Raw genomic sequence first — 25,791 nt, forward strand, 5'->3', positions numbered from 1 at the left:
TCGCCTTTACCGCCTTCGAGATGATCGTCGCCCGTTGAGCCACTTAAGGTATCATTAGCCTCTGTACCCCTTATCCAAGAAGCATACTCAGCAATATCCTCTTCCGACCACTGTTCATCATTAGCAAAAGTGATTGTATTAATAACACTAAAAAGAAACTGATTACTTAACCTAATAGTTTCCCCTGTTGGATTAACTGTGATAACAGCATCATTACCTTCTCTAGAAATACTTACCTCACTAGCATTAATGTCTTTTAAAATGAGAACATCACTACCAGAGAAATCATCAATAACATCATTACCATCACCTTTTTGGTAATGATAAGTGTCGTTACCATCGCCGCCGTATAAAGCGTCATTACCTTCAGCACCGGTCAACACGTCATTACCACGCCCTGCACTTAAAATATTATCAGCCTGATTACCAATCAATTGATCATCACCGATTCCGCTCACAGCATTCTCAATCAAGGCATTAGAAGCAATAGAGGAAACACTTGATAACTCATCTTCCAACACTTGCAACTCTTGTTGAAGAGTCAGAACTTGGTTTTCTAACTCAGCCACTTCCGCTGCTAAAAGAGGAATACTCTCTTCAACAGCAAGCAGTTCGCTATACAAAGCATTATGAGTGTCAATGCTACTGTTATAATCATTATTCGCATTGTTGTAGATATTGATCACATTTTGATAAGCACTATAGTCAGCCTCATATTCACTAATACCAAGATTCCCCGCACTATAGGTTTTTACAATATAACGAGGATCGCTAGCATCAAGTGTATTGTCTAACAACAAAATAGAGCCATTACTAATAAGCTCATTACCGCGACCAAAACTCTCATACCAAGCGTTATAATTAGCAATAGCCTGATTAACAATAACTTCTTTTTCTGTTACAGCTGTATATAAATTACCAAGGGTGATAATTCCATCTGCTAAAGTAATATTTGCCGCTTCCAACTGGGTTTCTGTGGCGGCTAAATCGCTATTAACCATACTGAAAGAGTGTTGTGTCTCTGCCAGTGCGGCTTCAATCTCAACAATTAAAGCTTCTTTTTCATCCTCTGAAATTTGTAGAGAAAAGTCATGGCCATTGATATGACTAACGCCATCAAGATTAATAACCGTATTACTGGTTAGTGCCGCGGTATTGATGGTATCGATACCGCCAATTTCTCCCTGCAAGCCATTAATCTGTCCATTAAATTCACTGGTAAAAACATACAAGTCATCTTCACTGCCTTGCTCACCATAGAGCCGCAGCTCCCAGCTCTCTAATGTGCCCGTTTCACCCGTCACTTTGTCGCGCAAGACCAGTGTCCAATCACCGGCGCTGTCTTCCCCCCAATGATGAGTTGATGATGTTGTCCATGTACCCTCAAATTCACCCTGACCGCGGCCCGCTGTCTCACCACTTGGGGCCACTCCCGGACGATTAACTAAAATGCTTTCCGTGCCATCAGGACTGATTAATACAATCTCTACATCACCCATTTGCGCATGTTGTAAATCAAAGGTGACTTCTATGCTTTCTAACTGGATAGAATCTGTAACCGTGATCGTACTCGATAGCTCATTGCCATCATCAGGAATGGCCAAATTTACCTCACCACTCTGATAGATAGCTTCTTCTTCATTAGCAGAGGTATTTTGATACGACCAAGATTCTGCCAATCGCACTGCGGCCTCAGCATCCACCAAGCCAAAACCATAGTCATTGCTGAAATGCATGCCTCCACCATTTAGGTTGGTTGCACCATTGGTTTGCCATTCAGTATTGGGGTCGTCAATTTGCTTAGCTGTTAAAGCAAGAATCTTCTGCACATCACGCCATCCAAGGTTTGGATTGGCTTCCAACATAAGTGCAACCACACCAGAGATGATAGGGGCGGCAAAAGACGTTCCTTGAGCCGTTTCATAATCACCGCCAAAAGTAGAACCTTGCTCATTTTCAACCAGTCGAGAGGTAGAAGTGATATTAGAACCAGGGGCTGACACGAGAATAGAGGAACCGGGATTAGAAAAAGGATCACTGGCAATTTGCAGGTTACCAAGATCGCCTTCTGCATTAATGGCCCCCACGGTAATGCCATAACGGTTATTGGTTAAATCCGAACCATTGGTATCGTGACCAGTTTGACGGTCATTGCCTCCCGCCATCACCATAATAGTCCCTAAGCTATCTCGACCATAGGTCACCGCATTTTCCAACAAGGTGTAGCTGAACCCCTCTCCCACGCCATTGGTGATGGTATGGCTAAACTGATCTTCCGGCCCCCAGCTATTATTGACAACGTCATAGTTTTGCCAGTTTAGTAACGCACTGACATCACCCTCGCTAATACCTGCGCTAATTAATGTCGCATCATAAGCCACACCGACAGAACCAATATCATTGCGTGCCGCAGCAATCACACCCGCGACCAAAGTGGCATGTTGAGTGGGCTCTATATTGGGGTTTTGAGTACGTAATGACTCAGCATCAATATTCGGCAGTAAATCAGGATGGCTATAATCAATTTGTCCATACTCTTCCCCATCCCAAGGGCCAACTTCAGTAATGGCAACCGTCACCCCTTTGCCTGTGTAATCCTGCCAAACGGGCAATACATTGATATCAGATAAATACCATTGATCGACAAAGTTGGGGTCATCAGGGTGATGATCCAATATCAGAGTCACTTGCGCACTCATTTCTGCCGTTTGGGTCGAATTTGTGACGCCAACTTGTACGCCGTTATTGCCATTCGCATCTTGCACTCGATAAGAAAAAGTAGGGATGCCCGTAAAGCCTTCGTCCAATAAAAAGACGACCTCATCCCCTTCGATAGAAACCGTGCCGCCTTTAGCATTAAAGGCTTCAGTTAAGCTTAATGTATCCTCTTGATAATCTAAGTCATTGACCAATAAATCACTCATTGCCACACGGTAGGTTCGACCATCGGCTTCGGCCGACACCCTAATGCTATCTTTAACAGGCAATGGATTGTCACCATCAATGCGGACTTCGTTAATGTCCGCAAAATTTAAGGCTTCGATATCTTTTAAGGTATCTATGCCATCAGCACTATCCGTACGACGATCCGTTACCCTATAGGTGCCATCATCATTCGCTTCAACCACATAATCGGCATAGGAACCACTATATTGGGCGACATCGTAGCCTTCTCCACCGTCTAGGTAGTCATTGCCCTGACCGCCATCTAATAAATCCTCTCCTATATTACCAAACAATATATCGTTCCCTAAACCACCTTGCAGGATATCCTCACCACCACCACCGACCAGTCTATCGTCGCCGCGCTGTCCTCGGATAAGGTCGTCGCCCAAATGCCCATATAATGTGTCACTTCCTTCTTCTCCATTCAGCACATCGTCTGCGGAGCCCCCTATGATCACATCGTTACCCGCCCCGCCATCAATAATACTTTGGCTGGACGAGCCAGAAATAAGGTGATCTGCCTGATCGGTACCAATGGCCATTTCCACCTGCGACGCTTGCAGGTTGAAAGTAACGCCCTTATCGCCGACAAACTGCACGATATCAAAGCCATCACCGCCTTGAATATTAGCTTGTGTGGCCTCAATATCCGCAGCATCGGCCACCAAATAGTCATTCCCCGCACCGCCAGACAATTGATCCTCACCCAGAGAGCCGACCAACCAGTTATCTTCCGCGTTACCCGTTACGACATCATTGCCTATGCCGCCAATAATATTACTGACCGCTTTGTCTGTGGCGTCAACGGTTTCACCATTATTATCTCCTACCGAGTAGGTAGCAGAACCTTCTTGCACCTCAATGCGCTTACCCGTGCCATCCACCTGCTCACTTAAACCGTTAGGGTCGGCGATGAAATTGACCGCTGCCAGAGTTTGCGACCCACCATTAGCCCCAACATAAGTACTATTGGATTTCACCTCATTGCCACCAATAAAGGCACCATCCGAACTATCCGCTAATGATAATTCAGTAATACCTAGGTCGGTTAAACTCTGCAGTTCTCCCTCATCGGTTACACCGTCTTGATTCGCGTCTTGCCATACTTTTAATTCTGCAAAAGCCTCATCCGAGGCATTAATAACGCCATCATTATTACTGTCTAAACTGGCCAGTGCGGCAAAACTGGAATCAAAAATGGCCCCTGTGCCCTTCTCAGCCCCATAATATTCCGACAAGGTTTCGGTAATATCATTGATTTGCCCATCCGCATTTAGATCATGAACTAGCATGCCGTCGTCTTTACCAACCCAACCAGTGCGTTCTTGGCTGCCATCGTTGTCTATATCAAAGAAGAGGTATTGATCGGCAAACGGTGTTAGTTCAATGCCGTCCCCGTCAAGGTCTAAAACTAAAGGGTCGATCTCAGCAAGATCGGTTGAAAAATCAAATATAAAAGACAGATCCCACGGATCTGGAGTAACAGGGGCTGGAGTCGGTTCACTAGATACTAACGGGCTATACCAGATGTCACTCACTTGATTACTGACTTGATTGGTTTCTAGGTTACTGCGTCCTGGCTGATAACCTTCCGTTATAGAAGCATTCGCAATCGACCAAGTTCCTCCCTCATTGGCGGTCGAGCTGTTTACACTGGCATTGCCTGTGTTATACACATTGCCATCTTGCACATCCGCAGCCACCTCTTCAGAGGTTGAAGTTTCTTGCTCGATATTGCCGTGGGTGAAATCAGTACTAACATCTACCTCGTGATCATAAGTATCTGGATTCGTGCCATTTTCAAAAGCTTCTTCCTCCAATCCATCTTGATCAAAAAGATTCTGGAAAGCCTCAAAGGTAGCAAAAGCACTATCTAAAGCCGTTGTTGCAGTATCCGTAATCGAGTCACCAATATAACCAACAGTTGCAACAGCTGTTACTGCAGTTATATCCAAAATTGCATCTACATTAGATAACTTGCCAAACCAATCATTAATGTCTTGTCTCGTAGAGTCTATTTCTTCTTGGTTAACCGCCGTTGTCTGAACCGTTAGGTATAGATCCCCTAAGCGCTCCACAGTAGATAAAGTGAGCGCAATCTCTTTATCAAAATGACCAGCTGACTCCAATACCTCCCCCCAATATCTTTGAGCTTCAGCCTCACCTAATAGTGTAAAAGGCGCTTTTAACGTCCAAGCATTTACTCCCAAACCAGATTTTTCAAAAACGTCATCGTGAAACTCCTCTATTTCACCAGCTTCCAGTTCTCGTTGGAGAACTCCGCCCTCATCGACTAAAGTACTATTAAGCGCTTCCAAATAACTCGTCGCCATACTAACTCGAATGTCTTGGTTCTCTGCCTCCCCCCAAGCTTTCCCTTGTTGTATAGCCGTATGCTCCATAAACTCCAAAGCCGCTTTACCAGACACCGTATTGCCTTCTACAACCCCTTTCGCCAAGGTGGAATATCGATCCCCTTTACTGGCTAAATAATCATACATTTCACTAAGCTGACCATTTTCTAATAAGCTTTGCGCATGAGCCAAATCGTCTGTTGTGATTAATACTTGCTGAGTCGTCATAAGATAAATTCCTTTTTAATATTTAGTGTAGAAAGGTTTATTAATTGATCTTTTCGTCTACCTTAAAGCCCAATAACAGAGCCTTAATCTCGGCTTTTATTTCTCGCCATTGTGATACTCGCGACCTAGGATAGACTAACATCACAGATACCTTCATCTCTGGAAATTCAAATCGATGAGTACAACGATGGTAGCTATTAGGATTGGGCATTGCTCCGTTATAACAATTGATAAAATCACTTACTACAGCCTGCCTATCACCCTTCCAGTAAAGGAGATCATTCCAAGTATGAAACAGATCTGTATAGGGCCCCACTGGCTCGGCCCACTCTAAACCAGTTATTTCATCTACCCCTCTAAACTCATAATGAACCCGAACCTTCTCGGTCTTCATCCAAGGACCACCGTTAACAGCTTTACTGGCTAAATTTTGTACTTGCCAATTTAATCTTCGAGCCAACCCATTGGTTGCAGACTCTGGCGGTCGCTGACTAGATATAAAATCACTATTAACACTAACCCTTAACCAAGAGTGATTCGCATTTTCCTTAAAGTTTCTATAGCTGGCGACATTATCCCAATTACGCGGCTGCATATCAGGCCAATGCACTGCAAGGGTAAAGCCCGCGATACCATCGTCATAGGTTCTTTGATCGTAGGGAATATCACCGGGTTTTGGTGCTTCCCAAATACTCTTATCTAGATAATGAAACGGAAAATAAAAATAATTACTTGGTATGGCAATAGGAATACCGTTGATATTTCCTTTACGAATCGTTTGACTTCCGGGAAAAGGCCCTCTATCTACATTTTTTTCAATCGCCTTATACGACACATTATCGGGCTTATTTTTCAATGGCTTATAGGGTGTAAAAACCAGCAAGAATATCGCAAATGAAATAATGGCAAGCAAAACCGCAGCAATGCCATAGCCTTTGCTACGAGGCTGTCGACCACCACGAGATAAAGCCCCTTTACGAAGAAAATAAACCACGGATAAAACAAAAGGCATGCCCGAAAACAACAAGCTCGCACTCAAGATAAACAACAAATTAAAGACCGAATAATGGCCATACAAGGTGAAGGTTGAATAATAAGTCGCTAGAAAAACATACAGGTAAACGAGCATGAAGTTGCCCATTCCCAGCACAAAAATACTTTTATGCCAAAACGACTTGCGGAAAAACAGCAGCAGAAAAACGATTTCAATAACAGGCAGGTAAGCACTCCAATAAAAATTGAAATACTCCTTTAACCACAGGCTAGCCGCCATTAAGAAATTATGCAGAACACCATCATTCACAACCGATGGCACGGCTGTTTCTGCGAATAAGCCAGAAGAACTAAACAATGAAAAAAATACACACGTCGCTATAAATAAAGATCGACGATGAAAGAAGCAAGAACCCAAATACAAGCTAACACTTTTAAAACTTAGAAACATGGTACTTCCTGTATAAAACAGTCCATTGATCTACATTGAGCAACCTACTTCATTGCTTTGTATCATTTTATGATCTGGATTTTTGAAGAACAGAAATTCGAACAGGCTTTTCTAGAAGCAAAGCAGATACAGAAGAAGGAAGAGATAGGTGACAATAGAGAGGGAAAAAACACTTTCAAAATTCATCCTTAAAATACTAGGTATTAATATCCATTTAAAGCTGTCCTTTTTATATCCATAAATGTAAACAAGGTCAATGATTATGTAAAAAAATGTCACTTCCCAATGACGAGTGAAATCCTACTTAAGGCAGAAGAACTAAACAATGAAAAAAATACACACGTCACTATAAATAAAGATCGACGATGTAAGAACCGATAGTCCAAATACGAGCTAACACTTTTAAAACTTAGAAACATGGTACTTCCTGTATAAAACAGTCCATTGATCTACATTGACCAACCTACTTCATTGCTTTGTATCATTTTATGATCTGGAATTTGTGAAAAGCAGAACTCGAACAGGCTTTGCTGGAAGCCAAGCAGATACAAAAGAAGGGAGAGATAGCTGACAATATGAAGGGAAAATCATTTTCAAAACTCATCCTTGAATAATAGCTATATAATATTTTCTAAAAATTTCCTTATTTATATCTATGAATGTCTCTGAAATCAACGAATGTGTAAGAATGTGTATGGTTTTTTGTTTCGAAATGTAAAAATATCTCGATATGGGAACCCAAAGCCCCTAATGCTCTTGTCCCTGCAAGGTAAGCACGAAGCGTCTCGAACCGCCGTGATCTCGATGTTCTCCTAGGTAAATGCCTTGCCAAACACCTAAATACAGACGGCCATTTTGAATAGGAATGCTCAAAGCAGAACCTAACAAGCTGGCCTTGATGTGCGCAGGCATGTCGTCACTGCCTTCATAAATATGCTCATAGTAAGGCTGGTCTTCCGGCACCATGTGTGAAAAGTGCCGCTCCATGTCTCGTCTTACCGAAGGATCGGCATTTTCGTTGATAGTTAAGGACGCAGAGGTATGCAGCAGTTGAATGTGTAACAAGCCGATAGCAACCGGCTCCATCTCAGCCAATGCCGTTTCAATATGATGGGTGATCAAGTGAAAACCGCGACGCATCGCAGGCAGTTGATGTTCCGCTTGTTGCCACATAACCGAATTACTCCGCACTGCTTCTTTGATAAACAGAAAAGCGATAGTCGTAAGGGTTAGGCCCTTCTGCAGCAAAAGCCTCTTCGCCAATAAGAGTAAAAGATGGCCAATCAACTTCTGGGAAAACAGCATCACCCTGCACTTCCGCATCCACATGGGTAATGTACAAGCGCTGTGCTTTTTCGAGCGCTAACTGATAAATTTGTGATCCACCAATTACCATGACTTCTTCTTGTCCGTCTACCAAGCAGATATCTTCACCAAGAGAAATGGCATCTTCCAGAGACGCTACCACATCCACACCTTCCGCTTGATAATTCGCATCGCGACTGATCACGATATTACGGCGACCCGGCAAGGGTTTACCAATGGATTCAAAGGTCTTACGCCCCATCACAATCGGCTTACCCATGGTGGCTTGTTTGAAATATTTAAGGTCATTCGGCAAATGCCAAGGTAAAGCGTTATTTATACCAATAGTGCGGTTAGTGGACATGGCGACAATGAGTGACAACATAAAATGACCTTATCTAAAAAATTCATCTAAGCTCCCAAAGCTCATTCATAAGCTTTGGGTTCTGGTATAATCGATGGCAATCATTATACCTATGGCAGCTTGGAATGCATTTCCTAGACAAACTCTGAAATGCGATACTGCCCAAATCGTAAAAGGTAACCGCCATGAAACAATATTTAGACCTGTGTGAACGCATCGTCAACGAAGGCGTGTGGGTCAACAACGAACGTACTGGCAAGCGTTGTCTTACTGTGATTAATGCTGACCTAACCTACGATGCTAGCAAGGGTGAATTTCCCCTCGTCACAACTCGAAAAAGTTACTACAAATCAGCGATTGCTGAGATCATCGGCTATTTACGTGGCTATGGTAACGCGGCAGACTTTCGCGCTTTAGGCACGAAAACATGGGACGCCAACGCCAATCAAAACGATGTTTGGCTAAACAACCCTTACCGCAAAGGCGAAGATGACATGGGGCTTTGCTACGGCGCGATTGGCCGCAACTTCCCTAAACCAGATGGTGGTCACGTTGACCTATTAAAACAGATCATCGACGACCTTAGCCGTGGTGTGGATAACCGTGGCGAGATTCTTACCTTTTACCACCCCGGCGCCTTTCACATGGCGTGTCTTCGTCCTTGCATGTACAGCCACCACTTCTCGTTGCTTGGCGACACCCTTTACCTGAACAGTACTCAGCGTAGCTGTGATGTGCCGCTAGGCCTCAACTTCAACATGGTGCAAGTGTACGTATTGCTCGCTATTGTTGCGCAAATTACTGGCCACAGGCCGGGGCAAGCCTTCCACAAGATAGTGAACGCTCACATCTACGAAGATCAGCTAGAGCTAATGCGTGACGTACAGTTGAAACGCGAGCCCCATCCACTACCCACACTAAAAATCAATCCAGATATCAAAACCCTAAAAGATATTGAAACCTGGGTCACCATGGATGACTTCGAAGTGGAGGGCTATCAATTCCACGACCCCATCGCATACCCGTTCTCAGTGTAAACAGCTCAAATAGCAAAAAAACCAGCCGTTGGCTGGTTTTTTTGAAAGCTCTGCATTCCTAGTGTTTAGGGAATACCTTCATTTTAAAGCCATAAATCACCAGCCCAGCGCCGATAACCACCATAGGTAGAGACAAAACCTGTCCCTGTGTTACCCAACCAAACGCTAGATAACCAATTTGTGCATCGGGTTCACGGACAAACTCCACCAAGATACGAAAGATCCCATAGCAAAGCAGGAACATACCTGACACGCAAAACCTTGGTTTTGATTTTTTCGAGAAGAACCACAGAATACAAAAAAGCGCCACGCCTTCTAAAGCGAATTGGTACAACTGAGATGGATGACGAGCGAGCTGTAAAGGGTCATTTGGAAAAATCATCGCCCAAGACACATCGGTCTGCTTCCCCCATAATTCGCCACCAATAAAGTTACCCAAGCGGCCCGCCCCTAAACCTACAGGCACAAACGGAGCGATAAAATCCGTTACGTCCACAAGATTCTTTTTATAACGACGCGCAAAAAACAATAGGGCAACAATAACGCCTAATAAGCCGCCATGGAAAGACATACCGCCTTCCCAAATACGCACCATAATTAGCGGGTTGTCGATAAAGGCAGGGAATTGATAGAACAGAATATAGCCGATTCGGCCACCAAAAATGACCCCCATGGCACCATAAAATATCGCATCGCTCACCATCTCTGGTGTCCAGAGTCCGTTAGAACGTTTGGCACGGTATATACCTAAAAGATACGCGCCAGCAAAACCAATCAAATACATAATGCCGTACCAATGCACGGCAATTGGCCCTATAGAAACCGCAATAGGGTCAATGTCTGGATAGGAAATCATAATCTAAAGGCAAACCTCTGAGGTGGGTATTAATTTACGCTGCTTGATTGGGCTGGTCGGATTAATCGCTCGATTTTGGCTTCACGCATTAACCGAGCCATAGTCTGTGTGACCGCATCGGCGTGGCTAAGTTTCATGACTTGCTCTAGCATATCGTTGGCTTGTTCCATAGAAATATTACGAATCACCGCTTTTACTTTCGGTAAGCTAGTAGAACTCATAGAAAGCACATCGTAACCCATCGCCATCAATAAAATAGCACCCATCGGGTCGCCCGCCATTTCACCACAAACACTCAAGCCTACGCCTTCATCTTTAACCTGCTCCACAATGCTATATAAAGCACGTAATACAGCAGGATGAAAGGAATTATAAAGATCCGCAACACGAGGGTTATTGCGATCTACTGCCAGTAAATATTGAGTAAGATCATTACTGCCGACCGATAAGAAATCGACCAATTCCGCCAGCTCCTTTACTTGATAAACGGCGGCAGGGATTTCTATCATCACACCGACACGGGGCATTTTAATATCATAGCCTTCTTCTTTGACCTCTACGTAGGCTCGACGAATCAGCGCTAAGGCTTCTTCCACTTCGGCGACATTAGAGATCATCGGCAACATGATTTTTAAATTATGCAATCCGGCACTGGCTTTGATCATGGCACGTATTTGCGCCATGAAAATTTCTAAATGATCCAAGGTGACTCGAATACCACGCCAACCTAGAAAAGGATTTTCCTCTTCAATAGGGAAATAAGGCAAAGCTTTGTCACCACCAATATCCAGTGTCCGCACCGTCACAGGCGCAGGGGCAAAACCCTCTAGTTGCTGACGGTAAATATGCACTTGTTCGGTTTCGGTTGGAAAGCGGTCTCGCACCATAAAAGGTACTTCTGTGCGATATAAACCAATGCCTTCTGCACCACGATCCAAAGAGCGAGCAATGTCCGCTGATAAGCCTGTGTTCACAAACAAAGACAAACGCTGGCCATCGAGGGTTTCACAGGGCAAGTCTTTGAGGGTTTCGTATTCTTTCTCTAACAGTCGTTCTTCATCGACAATTTGTTGGTAGCTGTTAATTAACGCTTCTGATGGGTAAGTAAATATTTTCCCTAGATAGCCATCAACAATCAGATCCACTTTATCTAATTGGGCATAGGGTAAATCTAACGCCCCCATAACCGTCGGAATGCCCATTGCACGGGCGAGAATCGCCACATGCGAGTTACCTGACCCCATCACAGAGACCAAGCCTTTAATTTTATCGATAGGGATTTCACCCAACATAGAGGCAGTCAATTCTTCCCCTATGATGATTGAAGGTTCAGTAAAACGTTCTGCTAAATTAGGGGCTTTTTCCTGTAGATGAGACAGAATACGACGGCCTAGGTCACGTAGGTCGGAAGCACGCTCACGTAAATAAGGGTCTTCCATACGATTGAAATGACCAATGTGCGCTTTAATAACCTGTCGTAATGCACCTTGCGCCCAATTACCTTCGCGAATTTTACGTTCGATCTCTCCCGCAATAGAGTTGTCGTCTAGTATTTTTAAATAGACATCAAACAAGGCTTTTTCATCAGCGGAGAGGTGCTGGCTCAGACGATTACTGGCAAGGCGAATATCTTGTCTTACCGCCTCAAGTGCTTGATAGAAATCTCTAATTTCTTCCTCAGAGTTTGTGGCTTTGCGGTCTGGAATAACATCGAGATCAGCGGGAGGAAATACCACCACACCACGGCCAATCGCTACACCAGAACTGCCTGGTACGCCCTTATAACGAAAATCTGACCCGGAAGGTGGGGCATTTGTATTTAAACTGGTAATCGCACCAGTGGCTTCTGCATGAGCAATCACACCAGCTAGCTGTGCTGACAGGGTAATAAGAAAAGCTTCTTCCCCTTCATCAAAGCGACGTTTCTCTTCATGCTGGGCCACCAGCACACCCAAAACTTCACGATGATGAATAATAGGCACACCAAGAAAAGAACAATAACGCTCTTCTCCTGTACCAATTAAGTAATGAAAAGCGGGGTGAGCACTGGCATCTTCGAGGTTAACGGGTTCAGCACGACGGCCAACCAAGCTAACCAAGCCTTCATTCGACTTAAGACTAACGCTGCCTGCGACATCCGAGTTCAAGCCTCGAGTCGCCATTAAGACATATTCGCCGGAGTTGGGGTCTACTAAGTATATAGAGCAAACCTCTGCACGCATTGCTCTGCGGACACGTCGAACAATAATGTCCAGCGCCTCAGGTAACGTCTGTGCAGCGGTAACCTCTTGGGTAATCCGTCTTAGTAAACTTAGCATAGCTCTCCCATTGCTTTAATTAACCTCCATTGGCTTTTCTACTTTTTCTACCCAACTGTGGGCATTAGGAATCAACTCTTTTAGGGCACGGCGGTAAACGTCTTTTTTAAATGCCACCACCTGCCCTAGGGGATACCAATAACTCACCCAACGCCAGCCATCAAATTCCGGCACCTCTGTTCCATCCACACACACACAAGCATCTGGGCAACGAATGGACAGAAGAAACCACTTCTGTTTTTGCCCAATACATAAAGGCTTACTATTGTGTCTTAACATGCGTTTAGGAAGACGATAACGTAACCAGCCTCGGGTTTTTCCTACGATCTCAACCTGATCTGGCTCTAAGCCTACTTCTTCTTTTAACTCTCGAAATAAAGCTTCTTCAGGTGTCTCGTCCGATTTAATACCGCCTTGGGGGAACTGCCACGCATTTTGTCCTACACGCCTCGCCCAAAGAAGTTGGCCACGCTCGTTCATCAGTATGATGCCCACATTCGGTCTGTATCCGTCTGCATCAATCACGAGCTATCACCTTTTACTATAAGAATAAATTGAATTCATTGTTCCATAATTCGCCCATTCACACAATTAAGACTAATGTTATTTATTGTCTCCAAGGCTACAATACAGGCACTTTAGACGAAATTAAGGATAGGCCGTGACACTCGCAATTTTTGATCTGGATGGCACATTATTAAGTGGCGATAGCGACTACAATTGGGGACAATTTTTAGTAGAAAAAGGCTTAGTAGACACGCAAACCTACCAAGCCGCTAACGATAAATTTTTTGCCCAATACCAATCAGGTACTTTAGATATTCATGAATATCTCGCTTTTAGCCTAGCGCCTCTTACTCAGTTTTCCAGTACGGAATTAACAAAACTGCACAAAACCTTTATGGCTGAAAAAGTGCAGCCCATGATGCAAGAAAAAGCCACAGATCTAATAAAACACCATAAAAATCAAGGTCATTACCTATTAATGATCACGGCGACAAATCAGTTTGTTACAGGGCCTATCGGTGACGCCTTGGGTATGGATCATATTATTGCCCCGGTACCAGAAGTAGTAGAAGACCGTTATACAGGCAAGATAGTGGGTGTTCCTAGTTTCCATGAAGGCAAAGTCATTCGCCTTAATCAATGGCTAAAAGAAACCGGATATTCAATGGAGGGAAGTTACTTTTACAGTGACTCTCGTAATGATTTACCCCTGTTGGAATTGGTTACACATCCCATTGCTGTGGACGCAGATGAAACACTCGCAGAAATAGCAAAAGAGCGTGGCTGGCAACATATCTCGTTAAGAAATTAAGAAGATAAATATTCTTATCAAAAAGAAAAAAATGCCATTAGAAGTCATCTAATGGCATTTTTTAAGTAACTAATGCTTTTTATAGACCCATATTGTTATGGATTCGATAAAACAAGGCTTTTAGATATTCGGTTTCTTCTATAGCAGGATGTACTGGGTGGTCTGGTGCCTGTGTTCCACGGTAGATTAATTGCGAAAAACGCTCTAGCTGACGACTATTACTACGCACAATATCATGCAATCGGCTGGTCTCAAGGTGCATAGAGCAAGAAGCCGAAATTAAGATTCCCCCCTTAGCAACCAGACGCATCGCAAGTTGGTTGGCTCTATGGTATGCCCCTTCACCTGCTTTAATGTCTTTACGACGCGCAATGAACGCAGGCGGATCCATCACCACCACATCAAAACGTTGCTTTTCTTCGATCAACGACTGCATGGCTTCAAATGCATCACCCTGCATAAGATTAGAGCCACCTTCATACTGATTCAATTTCAAGTTGGCATCTACATGGCTCAATGCGCTTTCAGAAGAATCAATAAAAGTCACATCGCTTGCATCCGCTGAAGCCGCTTGTACCCCCCAGCCTCCAACGTAAGAAAAAACATCTAAAACGCTTTTTCCAGAACAAAATTTCTGCATCGTTTTACGGTTTTCTCTATGGTCATAGAACCAACCTGTTTTCTGGCCGTCCCACACTGGCGCTTGAAAGAGCACATCATTTTCTTGTAAGAAGACCAACTCTGGAACCGTACCAAAAGCTTCTTCTACGTAACTGTCTAAGCCTTCGATTTGACGCATCTTGCCATCGTTTTTCATTAGTATGGCAGTTGGTTTAATCACATCTTGCAAGGCTTCAAGAATTTCGTTCTTAATGCGTTCCATACCTGCAGTAGAAATTTGCACTACAAGAATATCTGCAAAACGGTCAACAACTAACCCGGACAAACCATCTGAGTCACCAAATACCAAGCGATAGTATGGCGCTGGATAGGTTAGTTCACGCAGGGACAAAGCAATTTTAAGGCGATGGACAAGGGTCGATTTATTTAATAAAGTGTCGGTACTTCTGCTGATTAAACGTCCGCAGATCAAGGTATTAGGATTTATTGTCGCAACCCCAATAGGCTTACCTTGTGCGGTTTCGACAACGACCTGATCCCCTGGAGTAAATTGTTTTAGTGGGGTTTCAGAGGTATTGACCTCGTTACTATAGATCCATTGGTGCCCAGCTCTAAGGCGGCGATCAGCTTGCCCTTTTAGTCGAATAACGCTCAATTTTTTCACCTAGTGAGTTTAAAAACATCATTATAAATGCTACTGAAACAATTACTATCTATATACTAAATTCCGCAATCACTTAATTGAGTAAAGCTATGTCTACCGACCTAAATACTGAACACATCCAAAAAGTTCTTCGAGGCATCAGCATTCCACCTCAACCTCAAATAATGGTTGACTTACATATGGAACAGGCCATGCCTGACCCTGACATGACGGCCATTGCCAACATCATATCGCAAGATATCGGCCTCTCCGCAGCGGTTCTTAAGCTGGTTAATTCGGCCTACTTTGCCCTACCAATAAAAACCACCTCAATTAATCAAGCCGTTATGATTCTAGGCATTGAGAGTGTCAGTAATATCGTCAATGGCTTGGCCATAAAAAGAGAGCTATCAGACTCTGAAATAATAGGCATGCAAACCTTTTGGGACAACGCCATGGACGTTGCAGCCATTTGCTCAAGCCTTGCTCGGCAAATCGATTTCAAACACTCAGACGCATGCTATTCCCTAGGCCTATTCCATAATGCAGGTATTCCATTGCTAATGGAGCGCTTCGATAATTACCTAGAAGTACTGCAGGAAGCCTATCAATCACCTGATTTTGACCTGACCAATTTAGAGAACGAATCCTTTCAAACTAATCACTCAGTGGTTGGCTATTATCTTGCAAAATCATGGGGAGTACCAAAAACGTCCTGTTATGTGATCGCCAACCACCATAGAGTAGAGAAGCTTTTTACTAACCGTATTCCAGGCGATAAAACCACGCTCACCTTCATGTCCCTGTTGAAAATGTCAGAGCACATTGCAAAAAGTTATCAGCATTTGGGCAAGGCAGCGGAAGACTACGAATGGCAACAAATAGGCCATCATGCCCTTGAGCATTTGGAGCTCACTGAATATGAATTTGAAAACCTAGTCGCCACCTGCCACGAGCAAGGCCTTGGTAACTAAAAAAATAGCCCGTTAAAATAACGGGCTATTTTTAAAACTCTAATCTACATCCAACACTTGGTGTCGCTATTTTGGAAACATCACCAAATGATCCAAATTGACGCTTAAACCTATTTTTTCACCCATTGAGTGATTATGGTGAGAAGAAACAAAGCAATACACTATTTTACCAGACGCCAGTTTCACACGATAAAGAAAGTGAGATCCTCGGAACCATTTGCTAACAATCACCCCCATAAACTCACTATCATTGTCATGAAGAATATCATCAGGACGAACCAATAATTCCACTTCCGTATTATCAGCAAAACCATGGTTTAGCTTGCCTCGAATCGTCCCTAAATCAGAATGAACGCAATCTGCACCACATACCTTTGCGGGAAGAAAATCCCCATGTCCAATAAAGCTAGCGACAAAACGTGTTTCTGGTCGATGGTAAATTTGATACGAAGAGCCAGTTTGATGGATCTTCCCTGCATCCATGACAGATATTTGATCCGCCATAGCAAAAGCTTCCATCTGATCATGGGTCACTAAAATCGCACTCATTTTTTCATGTTTGAGAATTTCTCGGATATCAGGTACCAGCTCTTCTCGAAGCTTGGCATCTAACCCAGAAAAAGGCTCATCCATCAGAAGAAGCTTAGGTTGCGGGGCAATGGCACGAGCCAATGCGACTCGTTGCTGCTGACCACCGGAAAGCGAATGCGGGTAGCGTTGTTCGAATCCCGACAAACCAACCAAGTCCAATAAATAAGCAACGCGCCGCTGCGCGTCGCCTTTACTCCATTCACCTAATCCAAAAGCAATATTCTGACCTATGGTCAGATGGGGAAATAAGGCGATATCCTGAAAAACCATACCAATATGGCGATGCTCAGGGCTAATCATCTGTTGATGATTCGAAATCAACTCATCATCTAGTAAAATCTCACCCGACATCAAAGGCTCAAAACCTGCGATAGCACGTAACAAGGTAGATTTTCCGCAGCCACTTGGACCCAGCAGGCAGCCTATTTGTCCTTCCAACAAGGTAAAAGAAGCACCTTGTACGACGGCACATTTATCATAACCGACTGACACATCGTTCAGCGTGATGTCCTTTAGCGTATTATGAGAAGATAACGAAGCCATATTCAATCCTATTTAGAGTGCTCTATTGGTGAAGAAATAGAACGACTCAATAAAATAACAGGGGCCAAACCCACCAACACTATCATTAAAGACGCTGGAGCAGCATCGATCAAACGTTCATCTGACGCTAGCTCAAAAGCTCTCACAGCCAAGGTATTAAAGTTAAAAGGCCGCAAAACCAATGTTGCAGGCAACTCCTTTAATACATCAACAAAAACAATCAGGATAGCCGTCAATACTGAGCTTTTTAATAGGGGGATATGAATACGAGTTAACACCTTATAAGGGCTTAGGCCTAGCGAACGCCCTGCCATATCCATGCTCGGTTTAATTTTTCCAAGACCATTCTGTACCGCCCCTAGTGAAACCGCCATAAAGCGTACCGTATAGGCAAATAAGAGCGCCACTAAAGTACCCGAAAAGAGTAGACCAACCCTGCCTTCTGTATACTCTTTTACCAACTCAATAATTCTGTGGTCTAACCAAGCAAGGGGAACAATGGTACCAATCGCAATAATGGTTCCGGGTAATGCATAACCTAAACCGGCAATACTCACAGAAATACTGACACTGCGGCTTTTATTTAGGCGAACCGCATAACTCAATACCAAGGCTAAAGCCACCGCAATTAACGCGGCAAGGGCAGCCAAGTAAAAGGAATTCCAAGCCAATTGTAAAAAGCTCGCTCCCGGTAGCTCCGCCTTAAACATAGCCCAATAAGCCAGTACCGCTGCGGGAATCATAAAGCCAAATAGTATCGGCAATAAACAAAACACACTGACCAACAAAGCTGCCCCCCGCTTCAGCTCGATTCGACGGTGGCTGGCTTTCTTCATGCCCGAACCATGATAACGAATACGATGACGAGAATAACGCTCTAACAAAATCAATACCGCCACAAACAACAACAGCATTCCCGCTAATTGCGATGCGGCAGCGATGTCACCAAACCCGTAGAAGGTTCGCAAAATACCTGTAGTAAAGGTGCTCACACTAAAATATTGCACCGTTCCGTAATCCGCTAACGTCTCCATCAACGCCAAGGTAAGACCCGTGATAATTGCAGGACGAGCAAGGGGCAATGCTAATTTAAAAAATGCAGCGCGACTTGAATAACCTAAGGTACGGCTGACTTCCAAGGTATTTTCCGACTGTTCTAAAAATGCTGCGCGACTCATTAAATAAACATAGGGATAAAGCACCAAGGTCAACATAACAATAGCACCACCAAGAGAGCGTACTTCGAAGAACCAATACTCCCCATAGCTCAAGCCAGTTAGGTCACGAATAAAACTCTGCACTGGCCCAGCAAAGTCCAGAATCCCAGTATAGGTATAAGCAATGATGTAGGCAGGAACCGCCATAGGGAGAAGTAGAGCCCAAGACAAGAACTTACGGCCAGGGAACTGACACATGCTAGTCAACCAAGCACAGGGCACACCAATACATAGCACTCCCACTCCCACTCCCAGCATTAAAAGCAGAGAATTAGTCACATAGTCAACTAACACAGTTCGGTAAAGATGAAGCCAAACCTCACCATCACCAATAAATAAATTTACCAACACCACAAAAATAGGCAGAGCTAAAATCGCAGCAATACTAATCGATACTGCTTTCAGCCAATTAAATTTAGCTTTTTTAACAAGGCTCAAAGTGGCATCAGACATGAGTAATTAAAGCCCACCCAATACACAACGTGTCATTTCCAACCACCAATATCCATCAGTTCAACCGCCGCGCGATTATTTTCACCCAGCTTACTCAGAGAAATCGTATCGGCACGGAATGTACCGTATGGAGCCAACATCTCAGGAGCATCAATACCTTTGACAACAGGGTATTCATTATTGATATGCGAATACCATTGTTGAGAAGCCTGATTGGTTAAAAACTCAATCAACAAGGTCGCATTTTCAAGATTCGTTGCCGCCGCAGTTACACCTGCGCCGCTAACATTTACGTGAGCACCGCGATCACCTTGCCCTTGATTAGGCCAAAACAGTTTTACTGTGTCGTAAACTTTTCTATCTTCAGCATGATCACTTTGCCCAAGACGACCATAATAGTAGGTGTTTGCCAGTGTTACATCGCATACACCTGCTGCGACAGCTCGCAATAAATCGATATCACCACCAAACGGAGGTCGAGCCAAATTCGATACTAAACCTTTAATCCACTGCTGAGTTTTTTCATTACCATCAGCAGCCATCATGGAAGCCACTAAAGATTGATTGTAAACATTAGAAGAGGAACGAATGCAAAGACGCCCTTTCCACTTAGGATGAGCCAAGTCTTCATAGGTCGAAAATTCATTGGCGGAGACTTTATTCGGATTATAAAAAATGACTCGTGCTCGTTGCGATAGGCCAAACCAATAGCCATCGACGTCACGCAAATTACTTGGGATATTTTTATCAAGCACATCGCTTTGAATGGAACGCAACACACCCGCTTTTTTAGCACGATATAAACGTCCAGCGTCTACAGTAATAAAGATATCAGCAGGACTCGCGTCCCCTTCTGCTCTTAAGCGACTAAGCAAGGCATCTGCGGAACCGGTGATAAGGTTCACAGCAACATCATTTTCTTTGGAAAAAACCTCCAATACTGGAGCAATCAGGGCTTCTTTACGAGCAGAGTAAATATTCACCTCGCCCTTTGCCATAGCGCCAGTAGATACAAGTAAGGATGAGGTGATCGCCAAGAGTCCAATGCTAAAAAAAGACGCCGTGTTTTTCGTCTTATCCAACCTATGACATTTCAACATAGTATTCATACCCTTAAAAAGTCTTAACAGCCCTGAACGTAAGCAGGCACTTCAAAAAAGAAAGCGAGATCATAAATAAAAGTGATTCTTAGCGTTACCAAAATCCGCCACCTAACCTCGTTTTAAAGGCATGTTTCCGGCAACAATTTATCGAATAAGCGCTCTTAGAATATCAGGAGTACTGAGCTTATCTGGACTGATGGATTAGAAATAAGTGTTCCAACCCATCTATCAGAATCAGAAAGGAAAATTAGCACAACAGGAGATTAAACACTACTGACTATCATTTAATTATTAGCCTAACAATTGATCGAAAGCACCTTCAATGATGAGCGCATCGTCTAATTCATAGATTATACTTTCCGGAAGACCAGCCGCTTTACCCACAGCACCGGGGAACCCCTCACGAACTAGGTCAGAGTCACGCTCATGAGCAATGCAAGCGTTAATATAACAAGCCAAATTCAACACACAAGCTAATGCTTGAGGCTCATCACTACCATCACCAAAAGGATGCTTATGTTCCTGCACCGCAAGACCTAACTGGGGTGGAAACTTCCAAAGATCCATTAACGCTTTACCCGCTTCTTGACTGGTAAAACCAAGCAAGTCCCTTTCAGCCTTTACCCGTCCCATTTTTCGATTCGCAACTAACGTCTGAATTTCTATAGCAAGAGAAGGCTGAGCCAGATGCAACAATAAGCGACCAATGTTGTGAACAATACCAGCCGTAAAAGCCTCATCCTCGGATACTAGGGGTGTACGTTTAGCAAACCATTGGGCAAGCTCAGCCACTCGAAACGAGTCCATCCAAAAATCATTTAGCTTAAGACCATCCACTTTACTCACAGAATTAGCAAAACCAGAAGCGATGACCAATGTTTTAAGCTTTTCCATCCCAAGCAATACAACGGCTTCGTCGATAGAGGAAATTTTCCTAGATAAACCAAAATAGGCAGAGTTGACCATGCGCAGTACTTTTAGCGAAATTGTCTGGTCATACACGACTCTAGAAGCAATATCTGAATAATTCGCATTAGGGTCATTAAAAAGTTGAATAAGTTCACGCACTACATCTGGAACATTTGGTAGCTTATCAGTTTGATTAAGTAGGTCTTGAACTTTCATGAGATTGGCCTTGTACTGTGATAGAAAGAACACTGAGAATATGGCAGTGGTAGTTTTTTTCAAGCGATAAGAATGTAACCTTTTGAAACTAAAAACACATTTTGTATCAATGTGTAAGCAACCCATTCAACCCACAGGCAAAAAGAAGGTAAAACGTCAGGAAAAAGAAGACAATCCTGCTGCACGAGCAATGAGCTTCCTCTTCAAACTTAAGTTTTGATTAAAACGTTTCATTCCCCCATTACGAAGTTGCACAATGAGAGGTTGTTGGGTCGAAAACAACCGCTTAAAAGCCTCCATTCCAGCCGCCATTGCTATGTTATCTAGCATGCGCGCTCGCTGATAACGCCTTAATACCTTACCGGCTCCCAATGACTCCCCCCTTTTATGGGCCTTAGATAAGACTTCAACTAAAGACTTCACATCAGAAAAACCTAAATTCGCTCCTTGTCCAGCAAGGGGGTGAATGGTATGAGCAGCATCACCAATCAAGGCAATGCCTGTTTTTACATAATGTTTTGCATGACGCTGACGAAGCGGAATCGATTGACGAGCAGTCATCACACCCAATACCTCGAAGCGCTTACTCATAGCATAGTGCAGACGCTGGCAAAATGTGTCGTCATCTAATGCCATTAGCTGCTTTGCTTCACTTGGCGGTACCGACCAAACAATTGACACAAAGTGTCTTTCATCTACCGAAGGCAGTGGCAGAAAAGCCAAAATACCTTCTTCACCAAAACTTTGCCAAGCGGTATTTTCATGGCTTTGATGGATTTCTATGGTAGCCACAATGGCTGAATGACCGTAATCCCATTCAAGCGTCTCAAAAGCATTTTCCGTACGCAGTTTAGACATGGCGCCATCAGCAGCAATAACCGCCTGAGCTTCTAATACTAAGCCGGATGACAACACCACTTTGGCTCCAAATTCATCTAATTCATGGGAATCCAAGCCATCATTAAAAAATAAATCTATATTAGTTGAAGAACGAGCTTGTGAAATTAATCGCTCACAAAGCACGGCGTTTTCCACCAAATGTCCCAATTCCGGCATTTTTGTCGTTTGAGCATCAAAATCAATGTAACCATCGCCCAGCCCATCCCAAACCACCATATTGTCATAAGAAGCAACGCGATTTTGAGCAATACCCTGCCAAACACCAGCCTCTTCAAGCAAACTTTTTGATTGGCTCGAAATAGCACTGACACGGGAATCATAAGCAGGCGGCGTAGATAAAGTATAATCACCATGATGTTTATCTACCAAAGCAATACGTAATGAGGATTTAGCAAAAAGTATCGACGCCAAAGCCCCCACCATACCCGCACCTACTATGATCAAATCATACTGCTTAGCCATTCGCTAACTCCGCCTCTTTTATTAGTAATAATTAACGGCTTTCCGCCATCAAAGCTTCAATCTCGTTGATTTCTTTTGCTAGGCCATGGGTTAGCACATAAGGACCCTCAGCACGAATCAGCACATCATCTTCAATGCGAATCCCAATGCCCCGCCACTTTTCATCAACAGACTCATTATCCGCTGAAACATATAACCCCGGCTCGATTGTCAGTATCATGCCTTCTTCAAGCGGACGTGATTGACCAGACAACTTATAAGCACCGCAATCATGTACATCAAGACCCAACCAATGCCCTGTATTGTGCATATAAAAGTCCCGATAAGCTTTGTTCTCGATCAGGGTATCGACATCACCATTTAATAGCCCATGAGCCACCAAACCTTCCGTCAAGGTTCGAACTGCTGCGTTATGACAAGCTTCGTAAGGTGTTCCAACCGTTAACTCTTTCATTCCCGCATAATAAGCGTCGAGTACCACTTGATATAAAGCCGCCTGAGGTTCACTAAATTTACCATTAGCAGGAAAAGTACGAGAAATATCTGCAGCATAGCAACCCAGTTCAGCGCCTGCGTCGATCAATATCAAATCGCCGTCTTCGATCACTGCATCGTTTTTTATATAATGCAGCACACAAGCATTGCTGCCAGATGCCACTATATTGCTATACGCAGGCTGACGGGCACCGGATTTCATAAAGACATAATTAAGCTCAGCTTCCAACTGGTATTCATGCATGTTAGGGCGCACCGAGCGCATGGCTTGCTTATGAGCTTCAACACTAATTTGTGCCGCCGCTTCCATAATGGCAATTTCTTCTGCGTCTTTACGTAAACGCATTTCTGCCACCACAGGCGCCAAATCAACAAACTGTGTAGGGGCAATAGCTCCCATTCTTGCTCGACTAGCAAGATGATTTCGCCAGCCGGCAACTTGCTCACGCAGTTTTCCATCGGCAAACAAATACACCAGACTCTCAGCACCATCCAAAGCAGTACAAGCAACCTCATTAAGACTATCTAGTACTGCAGCATCATCAGCACCAAAGTCTTTAATCGCGCCTTCGGTACCAAAACGAAAGCCATCCCACTGCTCCTTTTCGGGGTCTTTTGGCAGAGTCACCAAGGTCATGTCACCCTTGCCATAAATTAAGGCATAGGCACTTGATTCAGGAAAACCGGTCAAATAAAAGAAACTACTATGGGGACGAAACTCATAATCACAGTCATTATTGCGCGTCGATAACTCACCAGTGCGTATTACTACAACACTATTTTCAGGTAGCGATGCCATTAAGCGTTCACGGCGAAGCTGATAAGTTTGCGTCTTAATTTTCATAGATGATCTCTCTCTTCGATTTAGCACAGAAGTCGTTTTACACCCTAGTGCAGAGGATTCTTGTTGTCAGCATCTGGGTTAACATCATGGTGCTCGGAGTACAACAACATGGCCGACAATCTCACGTATTCAACCAATTCCGTCAAATCCGCTTCATTATCATTGTTATCTTCTAGCACCTGCATTTCTGCCTGCATTCCTGAGATATTCGCGAAATCACGAAGAATCTGTTTGGTCTCATCTGTTAAACCATTCTTTTGTCCTGACAAGCCATAACCCGCCAAGAAGCCATGCGCCCACTGAGACAAGGTCACGCCTCTTTCAGAAAGCTCTGCATCGTCATCAGAAATACAAGGCACCAGCGCGTATTCACCATTTTGGTAGAGAGTGAGGGTTGAAGTATAAAGTTCAACAAGAGCTGCACGGCTCGCTTCTTCTTTCCACGCTTCGATATCACAAAACTCAACCACCATGGTCAGCCAGTCTTCTAGTGGTAGAGTGACGCCTGATGCCAAATAGCCACATAACTGACCATGTAATTCAGCAGGCGACGCACTAATGGACTCACTAACAAAAACATCAGCAATCAGGTCAAAGTCCAAGGCATCTTTTAACATTTCTGTAGACATGTAATTTCTACCCATTTCTGTTCAATTTGTTATAAAAAAGAAGCCGCACCTAATGGCGCGGCTTGCTATCTAATACTATGGAGCAGCAGTAATAGAGTTTCAACCTAGCTGTTTCAAACCAGATTCTAAGGTTTGTAAAATCAAAGTATTAATTGTCATCGGGCCAACCCCACCAGGTACTGGTGTATAAGCAGCCACTCGATCAGTTAACGGTGTCAACTCAATATCTCCTACACCACCAGGGTGATAACCCGCGTCAACCACAACGGCGCCGTCTTTGATCCATTCCGCTTTAATGAACTCTGGTCGCCCGACAGCACCAACCACAACATCGGCTTGTTTAATTAGATCAGGAAGGTTCTTAGTACGAGAATGGCAAATGGTCACGGTTGCATTGGCATTCAGCATCATCATCGCCATTGGTTTACCCAAGATTGGACTACGACCAACAACGACAGCATGTTTACCTTCAAGGTCTACTTCATAGGCTTCCAAAAGACGCATGATGCCGGCAGGTGTAGCAGCGCCATAGGCCGGCTCTTGCATTGCCATACGACCAAAACCTAAACAGGTCACACCATCCACATCTTTGTGGGCTGCGATGGCATCAAAGCAAAGACGCTCGTCAATTTGCTCAGGCACAGGATGCTGCAACAAAATACCATGAACATCAGGATTCGCATTTAAATCTTGAATGGTATTTAACAGTTCTTCTGTGGTGGTTTTTTCAGATAGCTCAATTGCCATAGAATCCATACCAACACGACGACAAGCATTGCCTTTCATCTTCACATACGTGGCAGATGCCGGATCTGCACCGACTAAAATAGTCGCTAAGATTGGCGTACCACCGGTACGTTCTTTAAGCTCAGCAACCTGTGCTTGTAATCGAGTTTCGGTTTCTTTGGCGCAAAGCTTGCCATCTAGAACCTGTGCAGTCATTAATGAGCTCCAACAAAATAGAGTGATGTATGAGGGAGCGATATTATACCTCAAGTTAGCAATCGATAGGCAGCTTCAG

19 protein-coding genes are annotated in these 25,791 nt (G+C 43.9%); 3 read left to right on the forward strand and 16 right to left on the reverse strand.

The annotated features are described in order from the left end of the window. The 4 genes from I8J31_RS14495 to folA form a co-directional block, all read right to left on the reverse strand. Positions 1-5,528: SPM autocatalytic domain-containing protein (locus tag I8J31_RS14495; protein ID WP_199469302.1), on the reverse strand; the 5,528-nt coding region annotated here is incomplete at its 3' end. A gap of 40 nt (positions 5,529-5,568) precedes the next feature. Next, positions 5,569-6,972: a hypothetical protein gene (locus I8J31_RS14500; RefSeq protein WP_199469303.1), complete on the reverse strand. Its 1,404-nt coding sequence runs from the start codon at positions 6,970-6,972 to the stop codon at positions 5,569-5,571. Between the two features lie 747 nt (positions 6,973-7,719). Further along, positions 7,720-8,145, reverse strand: coding sequence for a secondary thiamine-phosphate synthase enzyme YjbQ (locus I8J31_RS14505; RefSeq protein ID WP_199469304.1), 426 nt, complete (start codon positions 8,143-8,145; stop codon positions 7,720-7,722). 7 nt (positions 8,146-8,152) lie between these two features. After that, positions 8,153-8,662 (reverse strand): type 3 dihydrofolate reductase, encoded by a 510-nt coding sequence (gene folA, locus I8J31_RS14510; protein ID WP_199469305.1) that lies wholly within the window; start codon positions 8,660-8,662, stop codon positions 8,153-8,155. Positions 8,663-8,826: 164 nt separating this feature from the next. Here folA and I8J31_RS14515 point away from each other — a divergent pair, with 164 nt between their 5' ends. Then, on the forward strand, positions 8,827-9,678 hold the full coding sequence (locus I8J31_RS14515; RefSeq protein ID WP_199469306.1) for a thymidylate synthase: 852 nt from the start codon (positions 8,827-8,829) through the stop codon (positions 9,676-9,678). 58 nt (positions 9,679-9,736) lie between these two features. Here the strand turns inward: I8J31_RS14515 and lgt are convergent, their stop codons facing one another. The 3 genes from lgt to I8J31_RS14530 are packed head-to-tail and all read right to left on the reverse strand — an operon-like array spanning position 9,737 to position 13,377. Next, positions 9,737-10,534 (reverse strand): prolipoprotein diacylglyceryl transferase, encoded by a 798-nt coding sequence (gene lgt / locus I8J31_RS14520; RefSeq protein ID WP_199469307.1) that lies wholly within the window; start codon positions 10,532-10,534, stop codon positions 9,737-9,739. A 29-nt stretch (positions 10,535-10,563) separates the two neighbouring features. Continuing rightward, complete coding sequence (gene ptsP, locus I8J31_RS14525; protein ID WP_199469308.1) at positions 10,564-12,852, reverse strand: phosphoenolpyruvate--protein phosphotransferase; 2,289 nt, start codon at positions 12,850-12,852, stop codon at positions 10,564-10,566. A gap of 15 nt (positions 12,853-12,867) precedes the next feature. Next, entirely contained in the window at positions 12,868-13,377 is a 510-nt protein-coding gene (locus tag I8J31_RS14530) for an RNA pyrophosphohydrolase (RefSeq protein ID WP_199469309.1), read from the reverse strand. A 136-nt stretch (positions 13,378-13,513) separates the two neighbouring features. Here I8J31_RS14530 and I8J31_RS14535 point away from each other — a divergent pair, with 136 nt between their 5' ends. Then, positions 13,514-14,170 carry a histidinol-phosphatase gene (locus I8J31_RS14535; protein ID WP_199469310.1) on the forward strand — a complete coding sequence of 219 codons (657 nt, stop codon included), beginning with the start codon at positions 13,514-13,516 and terminating at the stop codon, positions 14,168-14,170. Between the two features lie 79 nt (positions 14,171-14,249). Here I8J31_RS14535 and I8J31_RS14540 read toward each other — a convergent pair whose 3' ends face one another. Further along, positions 14,250-15,446, reverse strand: coding sequence for a class I SAM-dependent rRNA methyltransferase (locus I8J31_RS14540; RefSeq protein ID WP_199469311.1), 1,197 nt, complete (start codon positions 15,444-15,446; stop codon positions 14,250-14,252). 98 nt (positions 15,447-15,544) lie between these two features. Here I8J31_RS14540 and I8J31_RS14545 point away from each other — a divergent pair, with 98 nt between their 5' ends. Beyond that, complete coding sequence (locus tag I8J31_RS14545) at positions 15,545-16,408, forward strand: HDOD domain-containing protein (RefSeq protein WP_199469312.1); 864 nt, start codon at positions 15,545-15,547, stop codon at positions 16,406-16,408. A 66-nt stretch (positions 16,409-16,474) separates the two neighbouring features. Here the strand turns inward: I8J31_RS14545 and I8J31_RS14550 are convergent, their stop codons facing one another. The 8 genes from I8J31_RS14550 to folD all read right to left on the reverse strand — a co-directional run bounded on the left by I8J31_RS14550 (position 16,475) and on the right by folD (position 25,712). Further along, positions 16,475-17,542 carry an ABC transporter ATP-binding protein gene (locus tag I8J31_RS14550; protein WP_199469313.1) on the reverse strand — a complete coding sequence of 356 codons (1,068 nt, stop codon included), beginning with the start codon at positions 17,540-17,542 and terminating at the stop codon, positions 16,475-16,477. 8 nt (positions 17,543-17,550) lie between these two features. Next, positions 17,551-19,212 carry an ABC transporter permease gene (locus tag I8J31_RS14555; protein ID WP_199469314.1) on the reverse strand — a complete coding sequence of 554 codons (1,662 nt, stop codon included), beginning with the start codon at positions 19,210-19,212 and terminating at the stop codon, positions 17,551-17,553. A gap of 32 nt (positions 19,213-19,244) precedes the next feature. After that, a complete protein-coding gene (locus I8J31_RS14560) occupies positions 19,245-20,312 on the reverse strand; it encodes a Fe(3+) ABC transporter substrate-binding protein (RefSeq protein WP_199469315.1) in 1,068 nt (355 codons plus the stop codon). 294 nt (positions 20,313-20,606) lie between these two features. Then, on the reverse strand, positions 20,607-21,440 hold the full coding sequence (locus I8J31_RS14565) for an HDOD domain-containing protein (RefSeq protein ID WP_199469316.1): 834 nt from the start codon (positions 21,438-21,440) through the stop codon (positions 20,607-20,609). Positions 21,441-21,596: 156 nt separating this feature from the next. Then, positions 21,597-22,802, reverse strand: a complete 1,206-nt coding sequence (locus tag I8J31_RS14570; protein ID WP_199469317.1) for a UbiH/UbiF/VisC/COQ6 family ubiquinone biosynthesis hydroxylase — start codon at positions 22,800-22,802, stop codon at positions 21,597-21,599. Between the two features lie 31 nt (positions 22,803-22,833). Then, positions 22,834-24,141, reverse strand: a complete 1,308-nt coding sequence (locus I8J31_RS14575; RefSeq protein WP_199469318.1) for an aminopeptidase P N-terminal domain-containing protein — start codon at positions 24,139-24,141, stop codon at positions 22,834-22,836. A gap of 44 nt (positions 24,142-24,185) precedes the next feature. Then, entirely contained in the window at positions 24,186-24,770 is a 585-nt protein-coding gene (locus I8J31_RS14580) for a UPF0149 family protein (protein ID WP_199469319.1), read from the reverse strand. 99 nt (positions 24,771-24,869) lie between these two features. Next, positions 24,870-25,712 (reverse strand): bifunctional methylenetetrahydrofolate dehydrogenase/methenyltetrahydrofolate cyclohydrolase FolD, encoded by an 843-nt coding sequence (gene folD / locus I8J31_RS14585; protein WP_199469320.1) that lies wholly within the window; start codon positions 25,710-25,712, stop codon positions 24,870-24,872. Positions 25,713-25,791 lie beyond the last annotated feature (79 nt).

This window comes from Marinomonas transparens (genome assembly GCF_016463975.1).
Lineage (GTDB): Bacteria > Pseudomonadota > Gammaproteobacteria > Pseudomonadales > Marinomonadaceae > Marinomonas > Marinomonas transparens.

Bases quoted from the DNA above. Each gene is read 5' to 3' on its own strand.
- I8J31_RS14560 (WP_199469315.1), bottom strand. From the start codon at position 20,312: ATGTTGAAATGTCATAGGTTGGATAAGACGAAAAACACGGCGTCTTTT.
- ptsP (WP_199469308.1), bottom strand. From the start codon at position 12,852: ATGCTAAGTTTACTAAGACGGATTACCCAAGAGGTTACCGCTGCACAG.
- I8J31_RS14545 (WP_199469312.1), top strand. From the start codon at position 15,545: ATGTCTACCGACCTAAATACTGAACACATCCAAAAAGTTCTTCGAGGC.
- I8J31_RS14580 (WP_199469319.1), bottom strand. From the start codon at position 24,770: ATGTCTACAGAAATGTTAAAAGATGCCTTGGACTTTGACCTGATTGCT.
- I8J31_RS14500 (WP_199469303.1), bottom strand. From the start codon at position 6,972: ATGTTTCTAAGTTTTAAAAGTGTTAGCTTGTATTTGGGTTCTTGCTTC.
- folA (WP_199469305.1), bottom strand. From the start codon at position 8,662: ATGTTGTCACTCATTGTCGCCATGTCCACTAACCGCACTATTGGTATA.
- folD (WP_199469320.1), bottom strand. From the start codon at position 25,712: ATGACTGCACAGGTTCTAGATGGCAAGCTTTGCGCCAAAGAAACCGAA.
- I8J31_RS14570 (WP_199469317.1), bottom strand. From the start codon at position 22,802: ATGGCTAAGCAGTATGATTTGATCATAGTAGGTGCGGGTATGGTGGGG.
- I8J31_RS14565 (WP_199469316.1), bottom strand. From the start codon at position 21,440: ATGAAAGTTCAAGACCTACTTAATCAAACTGATAAGCTACCAAATGTT.
- I8J31_RS14505 (WP_199469304.1), bottom strand. From the start codon at position 8,145: ATGTGGCAACAAGCGGAACATCAACTGCCTGCGATGCGTCGCGGTTTT.
- I8J31_RS14575 (WP_199469318.1), bottom strand. From the start codon at position 24,141: ATGAAAATTAAGACGCAAACTTATCAGCTTCGCCGTGAACGCTTAATG.
- I8J31_RS14550 (WP_199469313.1), bottom strand. From the start codon at position 17,542: ATGGCTTCGTTATCTTCTCATAATACGCTAAAGGACATCACGCTGAAC.
- lgt (WP_199469307.1), bottom strand. From the start codon at position 10,534: ATGATTTCCTATCCAGACATTGACCCTATTGCGGTTTCTATAGGGCCA.
- I8J31_RS14515 (WP_199469306.1), top strand. From the start codon at position 8,827: ATGAAACAATATTTAGACCTGTGTGAACGCATCGTCAACGAAGGCGTG.
- I8J31_RS14555 (WP_199469314.1), bottom strand. From the start codon at position 19,212: ATGTCTGATGCCACTTTGAGCCTTGTTAAAAAAGCTAAATTTAATTGG.